The organism is Brucella pseudogrignonensis, assembly GCF_032190615.1.
GTDB lineage: Bacteria > Pseudomonadota > Alphaproteobacteria > Rhizobiales > Rhizobiaceae > Brucella > Brucella pseudogrignonensis_B.
In genome coordinates this window covers 572,725-588,107 of the sequence record NZ_JAVLAT010000002.1, presented here as the reverse complement: position 1 = coordinate 588,107, position 15,383 = coordinate 572,725, and the positions used below count along the sequence as shown (strand labels likewise).

The window sequence follows — 15,383 nt, the reverse complement described above, 5'->3', positions numbered from 1 at the left end:
CAGATAAGCTATCGGGCCATGCTTGCGTGAAACTGTAGCCTGAAGAATTTTTACGCTTTTACTGAAGACACAATCAGTTTCAGTGGCTGCTCGGGCAAGACTACCTTAAAAAACCGCAAATTACTGGATTTGAGCTTTTGAAAGCTCGATAGAAAGGACACGAATCTCAATCGATGTTGATTGAGTATCCAAGAAAACGTTTTGAATCAACAGGATCAAAACCAAGCTTTTCACGCAGTTTTTTGCGGAGCTTGCTAATATGACTTTCGATCACATTTTCTTCGACTTCACTGTCAAAAATGCCATAAATCGCGCTGAAAATCTGCGCCTTATTCAGGCGACGACCACGGTTTGCAATTAGATATTCAAGGATCCGGCGCTCGCGACGCGGCAGAGGGAAATCCACACCATTTATCTGTGGATCACGGCCATCGGAGAAAACGCGGATCGGTCCAAGCTCGGTTCCATCATCGCCTGATGCTGCCGAGGCACCTGTGCGGCGGCGAATTGCGTTGATGCGAGCGAGGATTTCGCGGACGTGAACTGGCTTACGAACGACATCATCAACCCCAGATTGAAAAAGTTCCAGAGTGTGTTCCAGTGAAGGACGATCGTTTACGGCAATAACAGGCGCCTTGCAGCGTTCACGAATACGCGCGGGCAGACCGTTCTGAGCCTCGCACTCGCCAATCAGGAAGGCTTCTACAGCCATAATATCCTGATGGGGGACGCTTTCGACCCATTCATTGAAATCGGATGGTGTGAACCCGGTTGTCGTGATGCCTTCTCGGCTGAACCAAGAGGAGTAGCCCTCAGTCACAATATTCCGCTCATCTACGACTACGATCATCGGCCCGCCTTCCGAATCAATATGTTAACCCCAATAAGGCAGAAGTAACTGGCAGGGGGAGTCAGCGGCAACCACACAAAATTGCCCGCAATAAATTGGGAGGCATTTAGCAATATCTAATTTAAGAGGAATCGCCATGATTGTATCGGCCTGGCACTCTTGATCTGAAAATATTAACAATTCGTTAACGTGCTCACGAAATTTAACGATTCTTTACAAGGACTTAAAAATCTGCCCTCCAAAATATACTATCTAGCTACATGCAATTACAGGCTGAATATCTACAAGCTGCGTGTATACGACATTGCTCTACAACCCGCAATTTTGTGGGATTTCCGATTAACCAGCGCAGAAGTTTTTTGCCTGAGGCGTCCAATTTCCGAAGCCAGTTGCGATCATATTTGTCATCACCCGACACACATATCGCTTCTGTGCAGGATCGTTATTTGGACCTGCGTGATAACGCGCGACTGCCATTGTCCAGTTGCCTTCGCGCTCACGCAGACGCTTTAGGAAGCGCGCAGCATAATCAACATTGAGGCTTGGTTGCAGCATCGCGCCGACAGACGGAAATTCGCTGGAATGATAATAGTGATTGATCTGCATGCAGCCCAGATCAATCAGTTTTGCACCTTCGGCGTGTACTTGGGTGAAACGTCTTAAAGCGGCCGCTTGAGATGGGAAAAACTCTGCCTTTCCTTCAATGTTCATCGCATAGGGCTGGAGCGAGTTTTTGCGCCCGGTTTCGGTCAGACCAACAGCATAAAGAATACCGAGTGGCACATCATAGCGGGCGGACGCTCGATGCATTTCCCGTTCGCAAATATTCTCTGCTTTAGCGCCTGCTAAACTAAACGACGAGGCCGCGATTCCGGCCCCCAGAAAGAGCAGAAATTTCGCGCTCATTGGCTTCAGACGATGAGCGAGTCCGTGCATTATTGCTGTCTGCCTGGCCAGATTCGCCATTCTGCCTGCCCTCACCACCCATAAATTGCGCCTGCGCATTTCCCCGACCATCCGAGCCATTTTGCATGTCAAAAGTCTGCTGGCCTTGCTGTAGAGAGCTGGCCTGCTGTTGCCCCGCACTATGGCTTGCGGAGCTGTGCTGAACTGCACTGACTGCTCCGCGTTCAGTCACCGTGACCGAAATTTTCGTGTCGTCCGTAATGCCTGCAACTTTCAAAGCTTTTTCGATCATTGAGCGATCAGCAGCCAGCGCCTCGGCAGCATGGGCTTTGTCAGCCACCAGATGTACTTCCACGCTGTCGGCAATCAGACGAATACGAGCAGTCACTGCACCAAGCTCCACCGGATCAAGCCTGATCTGCAAGGTTTTCACAGCACCAAAGCTGCGTTCAGAGAGGACTTGGATATCCGCGATACGTGCAGCAGCAGTTGGAGCTGCTGGTGTAGGCGCTTTTGCATCGGCAACAGGTGCAGACTTTCCGATTTGCTGCTGCGGCTGAACATTTGGACGATCAGCTTCTGCGGCATTGCTGGATTGAAGTGTAAGCTCAGGCTTGGGTGATGCAGAAGATCCGTCTGTGGCGCTTTCAGTCTGCTGATCTTTCGTTACAGCAGGTGGAGTGTGGCTGGCCAAATTCTCAGGCTTTGCGGCACCCTTGGAATCTGCTGTTGCTTGCGTCTGCTTGTTTGCCTGAACGTTTTCCTTCTGATCCTTCTTTGGCTCTGCATCAGGCATAGGCAGGTCAGCGGCAACGGCAACGGCAGTCGTCAGTGCAGGATCTGCAGCTTCAGCCAGCGCCGATACATTCATCGACTGCTTGGTGGCATTATCACACGCAGCAAGCTGATCCTCATCTTTTGGGTTGTTGAACCCTGCAGCAAGTGCAAGCAGGCTCTGCGACACACCATAGACCGAAGATTGAGCAGGCGTATCGCGATCCGCTTTGTCGCTATCTTCCGACTGCGTCTCATCCTTCTGCTCGCCTTCAAGCGATAGCTTGTTTTGAGACTTTTCCAGCAATGCGCCAAACAATTTTGCCGGTTCAGACTGTTCCTGATTTTCGCCATTGGCTTTTGCCACAGCGCCCTGTTGGGCGCCTGTACTTTTGGCAAGTGAAGCCAGTCTTCCAGCCGTAGTGAGCAAAAGATCTACGCTCATTGAACAGTCTTTCCTAGCAAGGCATCAATTTCCGCAAGCTTGCGCCGCGCATCATCCATGGTCTTCTGCACATCATCTTCCGGCTTTGCAGGCTGGGATGGCTTCCAACCCGCAGCAGGCGAAGGGGTCGCTGGGGCCTTGGGCACGACGGGCGCCTCATCACCGTCAGCAATCGGCATTGTCGGAAAGTCAGTTTCGCTTCTGACAGGCTTTCTTGCGCCCTCAACGGGAGGCTGTTGCGTCACCACCGAGCCAACAGCTTCTGCCGCCTGCAGAAGTTGCCTGTCACGTTCCTGCAAGCGATCAGGCGAAATTTGAGACAATTCACGCAATGCATCTTTGGCGGAATCCGAAGCAACATCACTTGCCGCGGCATAAAGATTGGCTCTGCTTGGGTCAGCTTTCAGATGATCGGCAAGCTTTCTTGCCTCGGCCGACATGAAGCGCGCGCGCTCCGTCTGCCCATCCACCAGAGCGCCGCGCGCAATCTGCAGATAAAGCGAATATTGCATGACCGGATCAGCTGTACCGATCAGCTTGACCAGTTCGGCATTGCCGATGCGATCATTGAGTTTCAACGCTGCATCCACAAATTGCTTGATGAAATCACGCATATAGGGCGAGCGCGGGAAGCGCTGCAGGTAATTGCGCGATAGCATCCTGATCTTGTCTGCGTCACCGAGCTTGGCTGCAATCGGCATCGAACGACGAATAGCCGCTTCTTCAAAAAGCGTACCCGGACTATCGAGCCGCACCTGATCAAGTCGCAGAAGTGCCGTTGCAGGATCAAAAGCCGTCATCTGGCTGGCCGTTACCAGCACGATGGAAGAGCGCAGCTCGGCTGGCAGCTGTGATGAGAGCGGCACTGAGAACAGCTTTACCACCTCAATATTCTGACCCGATGCATAGGCAAGCGCGCCTTTGACGAGTTCTTGCGGAACTGTCTCGCCATCAAATCTAGCAAGCACCTTTCGCACAGCATCAGGATTGCCGCCGTTAAACAGATAGATGATTGCCGCATAGATATTCTCAGGCTTGTCCCAGAATTCCTTTGGAGCGCGCTCCATATCAGCGCTCACAAAAATCAGCAGCCTGTTGAGCATCACAACGGCTTCAGGCTTTCCGGAAACCAGCTGATCCTGCAACATGCGCAGTGAGCGGACGAGCTTATAAGGCTCAAGCACCGGCAAACTGCGTGGCTCTTCAGCTGCTTGCGTCTGCCCATAGGAAACCGCTCCTCCGCTTGCCAGCGGTAGGCTTGCAACAAGTGCCAGCAGGGAGCGCTTTACCAGTTTCTTCATGGGTTGGACTTGAGGAAGATGTCGATGCGACGATTTTCGGCTGCATTTGGATCGGCGGCGTTCTTTGGCTGGCGGTCGGCATAGCCTTCAACACGCAGCACACGTTTTTCATCCAGCCCGCCACGCACCAGCATGTAATAGGCCATCTGCGCACGAGCCGAAGACAAGCGCCAATTGTCATAGGTCGCACTCTTGAAAGGTCGGGCGTCAGTGTGACCGCTGATGACAACCTCCCCCGGCTGACGCGCGATAACCTGCGCAATGCGTTCAAGCATCTGCACAACACGCGCATCCGGCTTGGCGGAGCCAATCGTAAACATGCCAAAGTCGACTTTATCAGTCAGCTGAATCATGACGCCGCCATCGACCGGGACGACTGTCACATCCGGCATAGGCTCAGCCTTTGCCGCCTTGCTGCCATCGGTCGATGCGTCTCCGTCTGCTGCCTTCTTCAAATCAGAAATCAGCTTTTCCTGGTTCTCTGCTGGCTTTTCGGCTTCTTCGGGCTTTGCATCGGTTTTTGCTTCCGCTGTTTGCTGTGGCGGCGTTGCAGGGGCAGCTTCCGGCGGCGTCAGCTCTTCCGCAGCCTTGCTTGACCAATAGTCAGGGCTGAACGGATCGCGATAGGCATCGCCGCCGTCAGCGCCTGTCTGCGTGCCAGCCTGTGCGCTGCCGCCATCGCCCTTCGTGGATTGGTTCTGCAGAACGCCCGTTTCATGCGCAAGTTCGGATAAGACGGCATATGGCTCGCGGAACATGCGGATTTCTTCCTGCTCAATCGGCGGGGAAGCAGCGCTATCGTTGATAACCTTGGTGCTGTTTTCAATCTGCTTGTCGCTCTCAAAGCGAACTTTGCCGTTCTGTTCGTCAATATCCTGCACGCCTTTTGGGCTTGAATGACGATCCATCAGCTTAACGGGATTGAAGTAGCTGGCGACAGCCGCCTTGCTTTCTTCGTTGGCCGCATTGATGAGCCACATGACGAGGAAGAACGCCATCATCGCAGTCATGAAGTCAGCGTAAGCGATCTTCCAGACACCGCCATGATGACCGTCATGATCATCGTGCTTGCCACGGCGGACAATAATGATTTCGCGCTTGGTTTCCGGATCGATGCTCATCTGGCAGTAGCCCTTAGTTCTTCCAGAACCGGCGCGACGCGTGTTTCAAGCGCACGATCGCCAAAGGAAAATGAGAGTTCGCTGGACGCGTTCTCAGTAAAACGGCATCCAGACGGCAGAAGGTCGGCATGGTCCTTGAGCGACTCAAGCAGATGCGCTGGACCGAAGATTTCAGGTGCTTCGCCTTCCAGAGCCAGCTTGCTGATCCGCTGCGCGAAACCCGCAATCGCGTCCTGTTCGATTTTGGCTGCCAGCAACGGTGCGAGAATCTCGGCAATCTGCGCGGACATGGATTGTTCAAGCCCGCTCACAGCTTCCGTCAAGGCACCAGCCAGGAGATTGGCCTGCTCACGAGAGAAACTCGCACGCAGTGCTTCGATCTCCGCTTCATGCTCACGCAGCAGTCTGGCCTTCTCGGCCTCATAAAGCGCTTCTGCTTCCTTGTGACCGTCTTCGCGACCGGCCTCAAATGCAGCCCGCTTTTCCTCTTCAATGGCGATGATGCTTGCGACTTCCGCCCGCTCTGCAAATGGAGGCTTCTCCGAAGCCTCAGCCATTTGCGGATCGGTGTGCGGCAAGAGCTCCGACAAAGGCTGCGGCTGTGCAGGGGCCGCAATGATTTCAACCGCTTCGTCGGCGATACGATGCGTCGAGAAATCAGGAAGGTAGCGGCTGAGTGCGAGCGTGCTCATAATCAGGCAGCCTCAAGCTCCGGCATTACAGATCGCTGGTTTGATGCTGCTTCCTGCTTGATGGCGGTTTCGTGGATCCACTGCTTAAGAACTGCAGCAACGCGCTCTTCATCCATCTCGATCATCTGTTCGAGGCGCAACTTGGCAGGCATGCGCATACGCTGACGCAAATCGCTGAGGCTGGTCTTCATCTGATCGGCATAGGCTTCTGGTCCACCGATCACTGCCTTAGCACCCTCACCAGCGATGGCCTGCTGTGTATCACCAACAAAGTTTGGCACAGCGACATCACCCGGTTCACGCAGTGCAACTTCTGTTCCGGATGGCTTCGCGTTCTGATCGCGGAGCAAAGGACGAACACCGAACCAGATCAGGAGCGCAACAGCGGCAAGAATTGCCAGTGCATTGACGTAGGAACCGCTCTGACGCATCAGCTGCTCGGACCACGGCGTCGAAACCGGCTCCATATCTGCGCCTGCCGGGCTGAGAAAATTGACAGCCGTTACGTTGATCACATCACCACGATCTGCATTGAGACCGGCGGCAGTTGCAACGAGGTCGCGGATTTTCAGGATCTGCTGATCGACGAAATCGGCAGGCGGCGGCGTGGTGCCCGCCGTTTCAAGCAAACGCGCCTGATCGATGACGACCGCAATCGACAGACGCTTGACGGTGTAGCCATCGCTGACTGTGGACACCGTCTTGGTGTTCATTTCGTAATTGGTCAGTTCTTCGCGGCGATCAGTCTTTTCAGACGAGTTTTCGCCGTTGCGGTTCTGAATTTCTTCCTGCGGAATGTTCTGCTCAACGCCGGTGGCATTGTCGTTACGTGCGTTGCGGGAGTCTCCGCTTTCACGCACAACACGAACAGAACGTTCAACGCGCGATTCAGGATCGAATTGCGTTTCATTGGTCTGACGGCGGTCGGTATCAAGCGTTGCCTGAACACTGCTCTGGAAGTGACCAACACCGAGATATGGAGCAAGCGCCTTGCGGATGCTCTCATCCACATTGCCAGCCACCTGCTGTTCAAGTGATGCGGTCAAAAGAGCAGCACCATTCGCAGCTTCTCCCGCAGATGCGAGTAGACGACCATTGGTATCAAGAACCGTAACGGACGAAGCATCCAGCGATGGCACAGCGGCAGCAACCAGCTGGCGGATCGACTGCGCGGATTCAGCGGCAAAGCCGCCTTCAGCGCGGATCACAACCGAGGCAGATGGCTTCTGATCACCGCGACGGAACGAGCCTTTTTCGGCCATGACGATGTGAACGCGCGCAGCTTTTACGCCACGAATGGCCTGAATGGTACGCGCGATCTCGCCTTCAAGTGCGCGAACATGCGTGATTTCCTGCATGAACGACGTCAGGCCAAGCGAGCCCATATTGTCGAAAAGCTCGTAACCGGCGTTGTTGGACGTCGGCAGACCTTTTTCAGCCAGATACATACGCGCCTGTTCGGCCTTGCCGACAGGAACAAGGATCGATGAACCGTCGGACTTCACGTCGAAAGCAATGCCAGCTTCACCGAGTGCCAGACCCATACGATTCACGTCATCGCGCGAAAGGCCGACGTAAAGCGTCTCATAGGAGGGGCGGCTCAGATAGACGCTCGTATAAAGAATAGCGCCCATCAGTGCAGCTCCGACAAGTCCGAGCGCTATAAGTTTTCGCGCGCCAAGCTTGCCGAGCGTTCCCTTAAGCTGTTCGAGTAATTGCTGGAAATTCTGCTGCATCGATACCACCGCCATCCTAATGCGAACAAAATAGATCGCGAAGCTTGCGCGAAAGTGTCGGCTTGAATGCGGAGGCGATTTTTTAGAAAAGAAGAAGGACGCGGAATAAATTCCACGCCCCTCAAAGTATCAACTGTATCAGCTAAGTGATTAGCCGCGGAACAGCGACAGGATCGACTGGCTCGACGAGTTAGCGATCGAGAGAGCCTGAACGCCCAGCTGCTGCTGAACCTGCAGAGCCGACAGACGAGCCGATTCCTTGTTCATGTCGGCATCAACGAGCGTACCAACGCCCTTTTCAACCGAGTCGCTGAGCTTGGAAATGAAGCTCTTCTGGGTGTCGATACGTGCCTTTGCAGCACCAAGTGAAGCTGCACCAGTGGTGAGCTTGTCCAGAGCGGTTTCAACCGATTCCAGAGCAGTCTTGATTGCAGCGTCGTCAAGCTTTGCAGTCGATGGATCGAAGAAAGCATCAGCGACCAGATCACCAGCGATACCGCCGGTGCCCGCAGCGTCAGCAAAAACCTGTACGTCAGCAGCAGCAACGTCAACGGTGTCGATCGTTACAGTGGTGCCGGTCCGGTTATACGATGCAACAACCTTAAGGTCCGAAGTTGCAGCTGCGTCGTTCACGAGCAGGTTGGAACCAGCGTAATTCGCGTTGCTGGCAGACGACTTGATCTGCGACTGGATTGCTTTGAGTTCGGTCGCGACCTTCTTCTGGTCTTCCTGGCTGGCGCCCTGAGCGCTAACCAGAAGCGACTTCATCTTGTCAACCTGGTCCTTGATGTCGTTGATTGCAGTGTATGCAGTGTCAACCTTGCCGGCGCCGAGGCCAAGAGCGTCCTGAACAGCCGAGTTGGCCTTGTTGTCGGACTTCATCGAGGTTGCGATCGACCAGTAAGATGCATTGTCAGCAGCTTCACCGATGCGCAGGCCGGTCGAAATACGGTTCTGCGTGGTTTCCAGCGACTTGTTGGTCGAGGAAAGGGTCTGAAGAGCGGTAAGAGCTGAAGAGTTGGTAAGAATGCTAGACATTGTATTGCCCCTTGGGAAAACAAACTGAGGGACAGGCCGGATTGAATATTACCGGCATAGGAGAGCGGCATCATGCCTGTCACCACGAACGCGTGGGACCTCCTATGGAAGCTAGCATTATAACCCAATTGTTAAGAATATATTAATAGGATGTGTTGGTTTTTACTCAACGGTATTTTCGGGGTGGTACCTAGTCAGAATGCTTGACACGCAATTGATGGGTTACACCCGATTTTACGCAAATGACCGTATCAGGCTTCCAACCAGAATATTCCAGCCATCGATCAGTACGAAGAAGAGTATCTTGAACGGCAGCGATATCACCGTCGGCGGCAACATCATCATACCCATAGACATGGTCAGTGTTGCGACCACGAGGTCGATCACCAGAAACGGCAGAACAATCAGGAAGCCGATCTCGAACCCACGCCGCAATTCCGAAATCATGAAGGCCGGAACCAGCACGCGGAAATCAACAATGCCGTCTTCACCCGTGCGGAATGCCGGATCTGCCAGATCTTCAAACAAGCGCAAATCTTTGTCGCGCACTTCGCGCATCATAAATTCGCGAAACGGATTCGAAATTTCACGAAATGCCACGTCCTGCGTGATCTCGTTGCGCATCAAAGGCTGCACGCCATTGTTCCAGGCACGATCAAACACTGGTGCCATGACATAGAAGGTCATGAACAACGCCAGCGAGATCATCACCATGCTTGCGGGAGCCGTCTGAAGCCCAAGCCCCGAACGCAAAAGCGAGAACGCAATGGCAAAACGCGTGAAGCTTGTGACCATGATCAGCAAGCCGGGCGCCACCGACAGAACTGTCAGAAGGCCAAACAGCTGAACGATCTGTCCACTGGCTGCACCACTTCCGGCTGGAAGAAGATTATCCAGCGACAAGGCTTGTGCATGGGCAGCAGAAATAAAGGCCAGCGTCAGCAAGCCACTCAGGGCGAAAATTTTCTTCATTCTACTACCAGCGTCGAAATGAAAACGCGATCAACCGCGCCTTCCGAACGCATCCGCGCCCGCTCTTCAAGATCGGCACGCAAATAGGCCAAACCAGCGGCCCCCTGCAACTGCATGAGATTGACGCTCCGCAGGAAGCTCATGAAATCATCGCCCACACTTGCTGCAACTGCAGGCGGAATTTCACGACCCGGCTTTGCAACAAGCGCCGCCTCAAGTCGGACCCATGTGGTCTGCGGAATGCCAAGATTGGTCACAATCGGCTGAAGGGGAATGATTGTACCAATGGAACGCGATTCAAAATCACCCTGTTTCGGCTTGTCTTCCTTCGTCGTAGATTTCACTGCGACTTGCTGGTCTGCGGAGATAATGCCACCCAGATACCATCCGCCACCGCCCGCGATTGCGGTCAAAACTGCAACAGCGCCTAAGAGGCCCGCGATAGAGCCTTTTACCTTGCCGTCCTTATTGATTGCCGTAACGCTCATGCCTGCTCAACTTCAGAACGGAGAAATCTGATCGAGAATCTGCTGGCCATAAGGTGGCTGCTGAATTTCGCTCAAGCGACCGCGTCCACCGTAAGAAATACGCGCCTCAGCAATCTTGTCGTAGGAAATGGTATTGTAACCGGAAATATCACGCGGCCGCACAACACCGACAACGTTGAGCACACGCAACTCATTGTTCACGCGCACTTCCTGCGAACCTTTAATGATGAGATTGCCGTTTGGTAGCGTGTCCGTCACGATAGCAGCAATCTGCAGACGAATGTCTTCGCTTCGTTCGATTGTACCTTTGCCCTTAGAAGCACTATTAGAACGGGTGTTGACCGAAGCGTCCATTGAACCACCGCCAAAAGAACCAGACAGGCTGCTGGTGTCAAACGAAGCGCCGCCGCCATAAAGACCCTTTGAAACGCGTTCGCGGTCAGTTTTATTATCCATGTTTGCGCGATCATTGATCGAGATAATAACAGTCAAAACATCGCCCGGCTCCTGCGCACGAGGGTCCTTGAAGAAGTTCGTCGAGCGTTGGTTCCAAAGCGAATAAGAGGCTTTGCTGGGGCGGACCGGATATCCGCTATATTGCGGATTGTTCTGCACACCTAGATTGGCCGCGACAGGGGAAAGGTCGGGTGCGCGACCGATTTCTTCTGGTTTGGTGGCGCAGCCTGCCAGAAGAACCAAAGTTGCTGCTGCAAAGAGCGCTTTGTTCATGCTTTTCGTCATTGCACAGAATTCCCGGTTTCCGCCTGCGCGCGCTGTTCCCTGGTGGGCGGCGGCGTTGCGGTCGTGCGCTGCGAGCCAACGATGACGCGCGCGAGCTTAGCTGCCTTTTCAGGCGGCATTTCATTGAGGATTATGCTGGAAACACGCGGATTGAGCTTGAGTATCAAAGCTGCGGCGGCTTCATCACCGATCAGCGACATCTGCGCTGCAGCCGCATCCGGCTTCATCTTGGAGATAATATCGACAAGAGAATCCTGTGCCTTGTTGACAAAAGCATCGCGACGCTTCAGCCACATCTCATATTCTTTGCGCTTGGCTTCCAGCGCGCGCATGCGTTCGTCGACATCAGCCTTGAGTTCAGCAAGTTGCTTAGCCTGCAAAGAATATCGCGCATCAGCGGCCTGATCGTCGATATTGCTGCAAAATTTGCGAATTTCATCAAGGTTGCCAACCGGCGCAGACGCAGACAATTGTTGTGCGGCAGTCGTTGAGGCCGGAACAGGTGGCATGGGCTGTTGCGCAAGAGCAGGTAAGCCCGCGCCAAAGAGCACTACAATGACCGAACCAAAGCGAATGATGTTACCAGCCAATCTCATTGCACCACCAACTCTGCGTGAAGAGCACCTGACGTTTTAATCGCTTGCAAGATTGCTATGATACCATTGGGTTTTACCCCCATCTGGTTGAGGCCCTTAACCAGATTTTCAAGGTTCGCACCTGTAAGGATACCGATCTTGGCATCTGCTTGATTAACGGCGATGTCGGTATTCGGTTCGATTTCCGTTTCACCATAGCTAAACGAATCTGGCTGCACGACCATCGGTGTTTCGGTGACGCGCACTGTCAGACTGCCATGGCTAATTGCAACTTTGGAAATGCGAACCTTATCGCCGATAACCACAGTGCCCGTACGCTCATCGACAACCACACGCGCCACTTCATCAGTGACAATTGGCAAACCTTCCAGCTCAGCAAGGAAGCGCGCTGGTGTCACATTCTTAGGGCGCTGAATCCGAATTGTCTTTGCATCGCGTGCGATTGCAACACCGCGCCCATAGCGACGTTTCGCGAAAATATTAATCGTATCAGCAGCGCGAACCGCAGTTGTAAAATCTGGATCGCGGAGTTCGACAATCATTTCAGCATCTTTTCCGAAACTGCCAGGTACTTCCTTTTCAACCAGCGCACCGTTTGGAATTCGACCCGATGTTGGCACACCCTGCACAACGCTTGCAGCCTGACCTTCTGCGGAAAATCCAGATACTATCATGTTGCCTTGTGCAACCGCATAAACTTCGTTGTCAGCACCCTGCAAGGGCGTCATAACAAGTGTTCCGCCCTGCAAAGATGTTGCATCGCCAAGCGAGGAAACTGTTACATCAATGCGGGAACCCGCACCGGCAAATGGAACCATATTTGCTGTCACAATCACCGCTGCGGTATTCTTTGAACGTGTCGAATTGCGTGGCGCATTAATACCGAGATTTTCAAGCATGGCGCGCATGGATTGCTCAGTAAAAGGTGAGTTGCGCAGGCTATCGCCAGTACCATTTAGGCCGATCACTAAACCGTAACCTACGAGTTGATTTTCACGAACGCCTTGTATGGTAGCGATATCTTTCAGGCGCGCTACCGCGCTGCCCCGTCCAAGTTCAGCATAAGCCATTTTTGACGGATCACCGCCAGAGCCCAACCAGTCGGCATCAGCATCGACGGCTGAGCTAAACTCGCGCGCATTTTTAGCAGCTTCGTCGGCCAAGCCGGTCGTCGGCTGAACCAGAAGTGCGATACAAGCAAAAAGGGCAGCGCATGTTTTTCTCACTGCATACCCACCTGAATACGACCGTCAGCCAACACTGTTCCTGATACGATAATGCCGCTATCCATATTACGAATTTTTATGAAGTCTCCCACCGCGCCAGATTCAAGCGGCATACCTGTGGCAGTAATTGTCAAAGGGCCAGATGTAAAAACCATCGAAGCGGGTACGCCGCGCGTAACCAGCGAAGGCTCAGAAAGTGCCGCCATAAGAATAGGTTTGCCGGACAACAAGGTTTTACGTGCCACTTTGCCTGTGACCTGATCTGGTGAAAGGACATATTGCGTTGCCGCCGGCCGACTGATGTAAAATTTCTTTTCGACCAATGAAACGTCACTTACAACCTGTCCGGGATACACTGTCGCCGAAGGCACGAAGAAAGCCATATGCTCGGCGGCGTTGGCACCCCAGCATGCGGACAGAAACAGGCCTGCAGCAAATGCGAGCCTTAATTTCCGGGAATATGCCTTCGCGTATATCATCGCTCTCACCGTCAGCGCAGATTCTTCGATACAGTCGCGGCCATTTCGTCAGCTGCCTGAATGACCTTGGAGTTCATTTCATAGGCACGCTGTGCCGTAATCAGATCGGTGATTTCCTTCACCGGATCGACGTTCGATGCTTCGAGATAACCCTGCTTGATCGCGCCATAGCCCGGATCACCCGGGACGCCGACCAACGGGCCGCCAGAAGCTTCCGTTTCGCGGTAGAGATTGCCGCCCAGTGGCTCCAGACCCGCTTCATTGGTGAAGTTGGCAAGTGTCAGCTGACCGAGATCGACCTGGTTGACCTGATCCTGCAGCTTGGCAAAAACCTGACCGGTCTCTGTAACCGTGACCTCAATGGCGTCAGGTGGAATGGTGATCGCAGGTTCGACCGGATTACCATCGAGCGTTACCAGCTGGCCGTCGGCATTCTTGTTAAATGCGCCAGCGCGCGTGTAAAGCGTTTCGCCCGTTGGGCTCTGGATCTGGAACCAGCCGCGACCCGTCAGCGCCACGTCATAGGGATTGCCGGTTTGATTGAAGCTGCCCTGAATATGCAGATTGCGCACAGCCGCTGTCTGAACACCAAGCCCGACCAGCGCGCCTTCGGGAACAATTGCCTGATTGGCCTGATTTGGCACGCCGGCGGTCCGTTCCGATTGATAGAGAAGATCGGAAAACTCGGCGCGGGCACGCTTGAAGCCTGTCGTATTGATATTGGCGATGTTGTTGGCAATCACTTCCAGATTGAGCTGCTGGGCGTTCATACCGGTTGCGGCAATCGTCAGGGCTTTCATAGCGGGTCCTTATTCAGTGAGAGCACTCAGACCGGCATACGGCTGATTTCGAGATAGGCCTGCACGATCTTGTCGCGGATCGCGATTGCCGTCTGAAGCGACTGCTCGGCCTCCATAACGGAACTGACCACATCACGCAGCGGCGCATCGCCTTTGATGCCCTGGATCGAGTTGGCTTCCGCTGCCTGCAGCTTCTGACCAACGGAATCCGTCATCTGCGACAGCACTTCCCCGAAGGAAGCACCGGGCGTCGTTGGAATAGCCTGCGGAGCCGTGGTCGAGCCGACGCTCTTTTCAGCAACCGTTTCAGAAAGACGCGACAGGGCGTTGCGCGCCGAAACACTCATGATTGAGTCGTACATTATGTGCTCCTCAGGAGATCGATGGTCATTGAAATCAGCTCGCGGGCCTGTTTGACGACCTGCAAATTGGCTTCGTAAGAACGGTTGGCTTCACGCATGTCTGCCATTTCGACGACCATGTTGACGTTTGGATATTTCACATAGCCACGCGCATCCGCTGCCGGATGGCTTGGGTCATATTGTTCGATAAAGGCCGAGGTATCCTTGCCGACTTCAGCAACTCTGACTTCGGCAGCGCCTGTGCCCTGCTCGACTTCCGTGCGGAAGGATACAGTCTTGCGGCGGTAAGGATCGGCATCGGCAGTCTTGGCAGTCGCCTGCGCATTGGCGAGGTTTTCAGAAACGATGCGCAAACGGGTCGACTGAGCCGAAAGCCCCGACGCTGCAATCTTGAGGGTATTTTGCAAGGCATCCGACATGGCTTACCCTTTCGCCACAGACAGCATCATGCGGTGAAACGCTTTGACGATGCTGGTGTTGAGCGAATACTCACGCGAAATCTCGCCCGCCTTCATCATTTCCCGCTCGACATCGACCGTATTGCCCGAATGGGTCTGCTCGGTGATATCCTCCGGGCGCAGCCGGGTGCCTACGATGCCATTCGCCTCGACTTCCAGATGCTGCGGACTTGTTGCAGCCATGGTGAGCTGGGTCTTGTCCAGCACATCAGCGAAGGGCTGAACGTCGCGCGCCCGGAAATCTGGCGTATTCGCATTGGCGACATTGCCCGCAACCGTGGCCTGTCGTACCGACAACCACTGCGCCTGCCTTGAAGCCAAATCGAAAAGATGAATGGAGCTCATTGAGATTCCCGCCTTTACCTTTCGTTAACTTAAAGGCCGGAACTTGCGTCAAG

Annotated in this window: 17 protein-coding genes and 1 pseudogene; all 18 read right to left on the bottom strand. The window is 53.8% G+C overall.

Annotation, left to right across the window (positions count from 1 at the left end; all coding sequences use genetic code 11):
• Window positions 1-166: 166 nt before the first annotated feature.
• Window positions 167-850, bottom strand: coding sequence for a flagellar transcriptional regulator FtcR (gene ftcR, locus RI570_RS14085; RefSeq protein ID WP_313829184.1), 684 nt, complete (start codon window positions 848-850; stop codon window positions 167-169).
• A gap of 339 nt (window positions 851-1,189) precedes the next feature.
• Window positions 1,190-1,660 (bottom strand): transglycosylase SLT domain-containing protein, encoded by a 471-nt coding sequence (locus RI570_RS14080; RefSeq protein WP_007877033.1) that lies wholly within the window; start codon window positions 1,658-1,660, stop codon window positions 1,190-1,192.
• Between the two features lie 40 nt (window positions 1,661-1,700).
• Window positions 1,701-2,975 carry a flagellar hook-length control protein FliK gene (locus RI570_RS14075; RefSeq protein ID WP_313829183.1) on the bottom strand — a complete coding sequence of 425 codons (1,275 nt, stop codon included), beginning with the start codon at window positions 2,973-2,975 and terminating at the stop codon, window positions 1,701-1,703.
• A gap of 229 nt (window positions 2,976-3,204) precedes the next feature.
• Window positions 3,205-4,276, bottom strand: a pseudogene (locus tag RI570_RS14070) (chemotaxis protein); the annotation flags it as partial.
• Window positions 4,273-5,397 (bottom strand): flagellar motor protein MotB, encoded by a 1,125-nt coding sequence (locus RI570_RS14065; RefSeq protein WP_313829180.1) that lies wholly within the window; start codon window positions 5,395-5,397, stop codon window positions 4,273-4,275. The pseudogene RI570_RS14070 and the gene RI570_RS14065, both read right to left, overlap by 4 nt.
• Complete coding sequence (locus tag RI570_RS14060; RefSeq protein ID WP_313829178.1) at window positions 5,394-6,089, bottom strand: hypothetical protein; 696 nt, start codon at window positions 6,087-6,089, stop codon at window positions 5,394-5,396. The genes RI570_RS14065 and RI570_RS14060 overlap by 4 nt, the downstream gene beginning before the upstream one ends.
• A 2-nt stretch (window positions 6,090-6,091) precedes the next feature.
• Window positions 6,092-7,840: a flagellar basal-body MS-ring/collar protein FliF gene (gene fliF, locus RI570_RS14055; protein WP_313829176.1), complete on the bottom strand. Its 1,749-nt coding sequence runs from the start codon at window positions 7,838-7,840 to the stop codon at window positions 6,092-6,094.
• A gap of 135 nt (window positions 7,841-7,975) precedes the next feature.
• Window positions 7,976-8,863, bottom strand: coding sequence for a flagellin (locus RI570_RS14050; protein ID WP_313829175.1), 888 nt, complete (start codon window positions 8,861-8,863; stop codon window positions 7,976-7,978).
• Window positions 8,864-9,097: 234 nt separating this feature from the next.
• A complete protein-coding gene (fliP, locus tag RI570_RS14045; RefSeq protein WP_064321433.1) occupies window positions 9,098-9,835 on the bottom strand; it encodes a flagellar type III secretion system pore protein FliP in 738 nt (245 codons plus the stop codon).
• Window positions 9,832-10,323 carry a flagellar basal body-associated FliL family protein gene (locus tag RI570_RS14040; RefSeq protein ID WP_313829174.1) on the bottom strand — a complete coding sequence of 164 codons (492 nt, stop codon included), beginning with the start codon at window positions 10,321-10,323 and terminating at the stop codon, window positions 9,832-9,834. Before RI570_RS14040 ends, fliP begins: the two co-directional genes overlap by 4 nt.
• A 12-nt stretch (window positions 10,324-10,335) precedes the next feature.
• Complete coding sequence (gene flgH, locus RI570_RS14035; RefSeq protein ID WP_313829173.1) at window positions 10,336-11,064, bottom strand: flagellar basal body L-ring protein FlgH; 729 nt, start codon at window positions 11,062-11,064, stop codon at window positions 10,336-10,338.
• Complete coding sequence (locus tag RI570_RS14030; RefSeq protein ID WP_313829172.1) at window positions 11,061-11,660, bottom strand: MotE family protein; 600 nt, start codon at window positions 11,658-11,660, stop codon at window positions 11,061-11,063. Before RI570_RS14030 ends, flgH begins: the two co-directional genes overlap by 4 nt.
• Entirely contained in the window at window positions 11,657-12,886 is a 1,230-nt protein-coding gene (locus tag RI570_RS14025) for a flagellar basal body P-ring protein FlgI (RefSeq protein WP_313829171.1), read from the bottom strand. Before RI570_RS14025 ends, RI570_RS14030 begins: the two co-directional genes overlap by 4 nt.
• A complete protein-coding gene (gene flgA, locus RI570_RS14020) occupies window positions 12,883-13,365 on the bottom strand; it encodes a flagellar basal body P-ring formation chaperone FlgA (protein WP_313829170.1) in 483 nt (160 codons plus the stop codon). Before flgA ends, RI570_RS14025 begins: the two co-directional genes overlap by 4 nt.
• Window positions 13,366-13,376: 11 nt before the next feature.
• Window positions 13,377-14,165: a flagellar basal-body rod protein FlgG gene (gene flgG / locus RI570_RS14015; RefSeq protein WP_007877058.1), complete on the bottom strand. Its 789-nt coding sequence runs from the start codon at window positions 14,163-14,165 to the stop codon at window positions 13,377-13,379.
• 26 nt (window positions 14,166-14,191) lie between these two features.
• Window positions 14,192-14,527, bottom strand: a complete 336-nt coding sequence (locus RI570_RS14010; RefSeq protein ID WP_313829169.1) for a flagellar hook-basal body complex protein FliE — start codon at window positions 14,525-14,527, stop codon at window positions 14,192-14,194.
• Entirely contained in the window at window positions 14,527-14,946 is a 420-nt protein-coding gene (flgC, locus tag RI570_RS14005; protein WP_007877060.1) for a flagellar basal body rod protein FlgC, read from the bottom strand. The genes RI570_RS14010 and flgC overlap by 1 nt, the downstream gene beginning before the upstream one ends.
• Window positions 14,947-14,949: 3 nt before the next feature.
• Window positions 14,950-15,330: a flagellar basal body rod protein FlgB gene (flgB, locus tag RI570_RS14000; RefSeq protein ID WP_313829168.1), complete on the bottom strand. Its 381-nt coding sequence runs from the start codon at window positions 15,328-15,330 to the stop codon at window positions 14,950-14,952.
• Window positions 15,331-15,383: the final 53 nt, after the last annotated feature.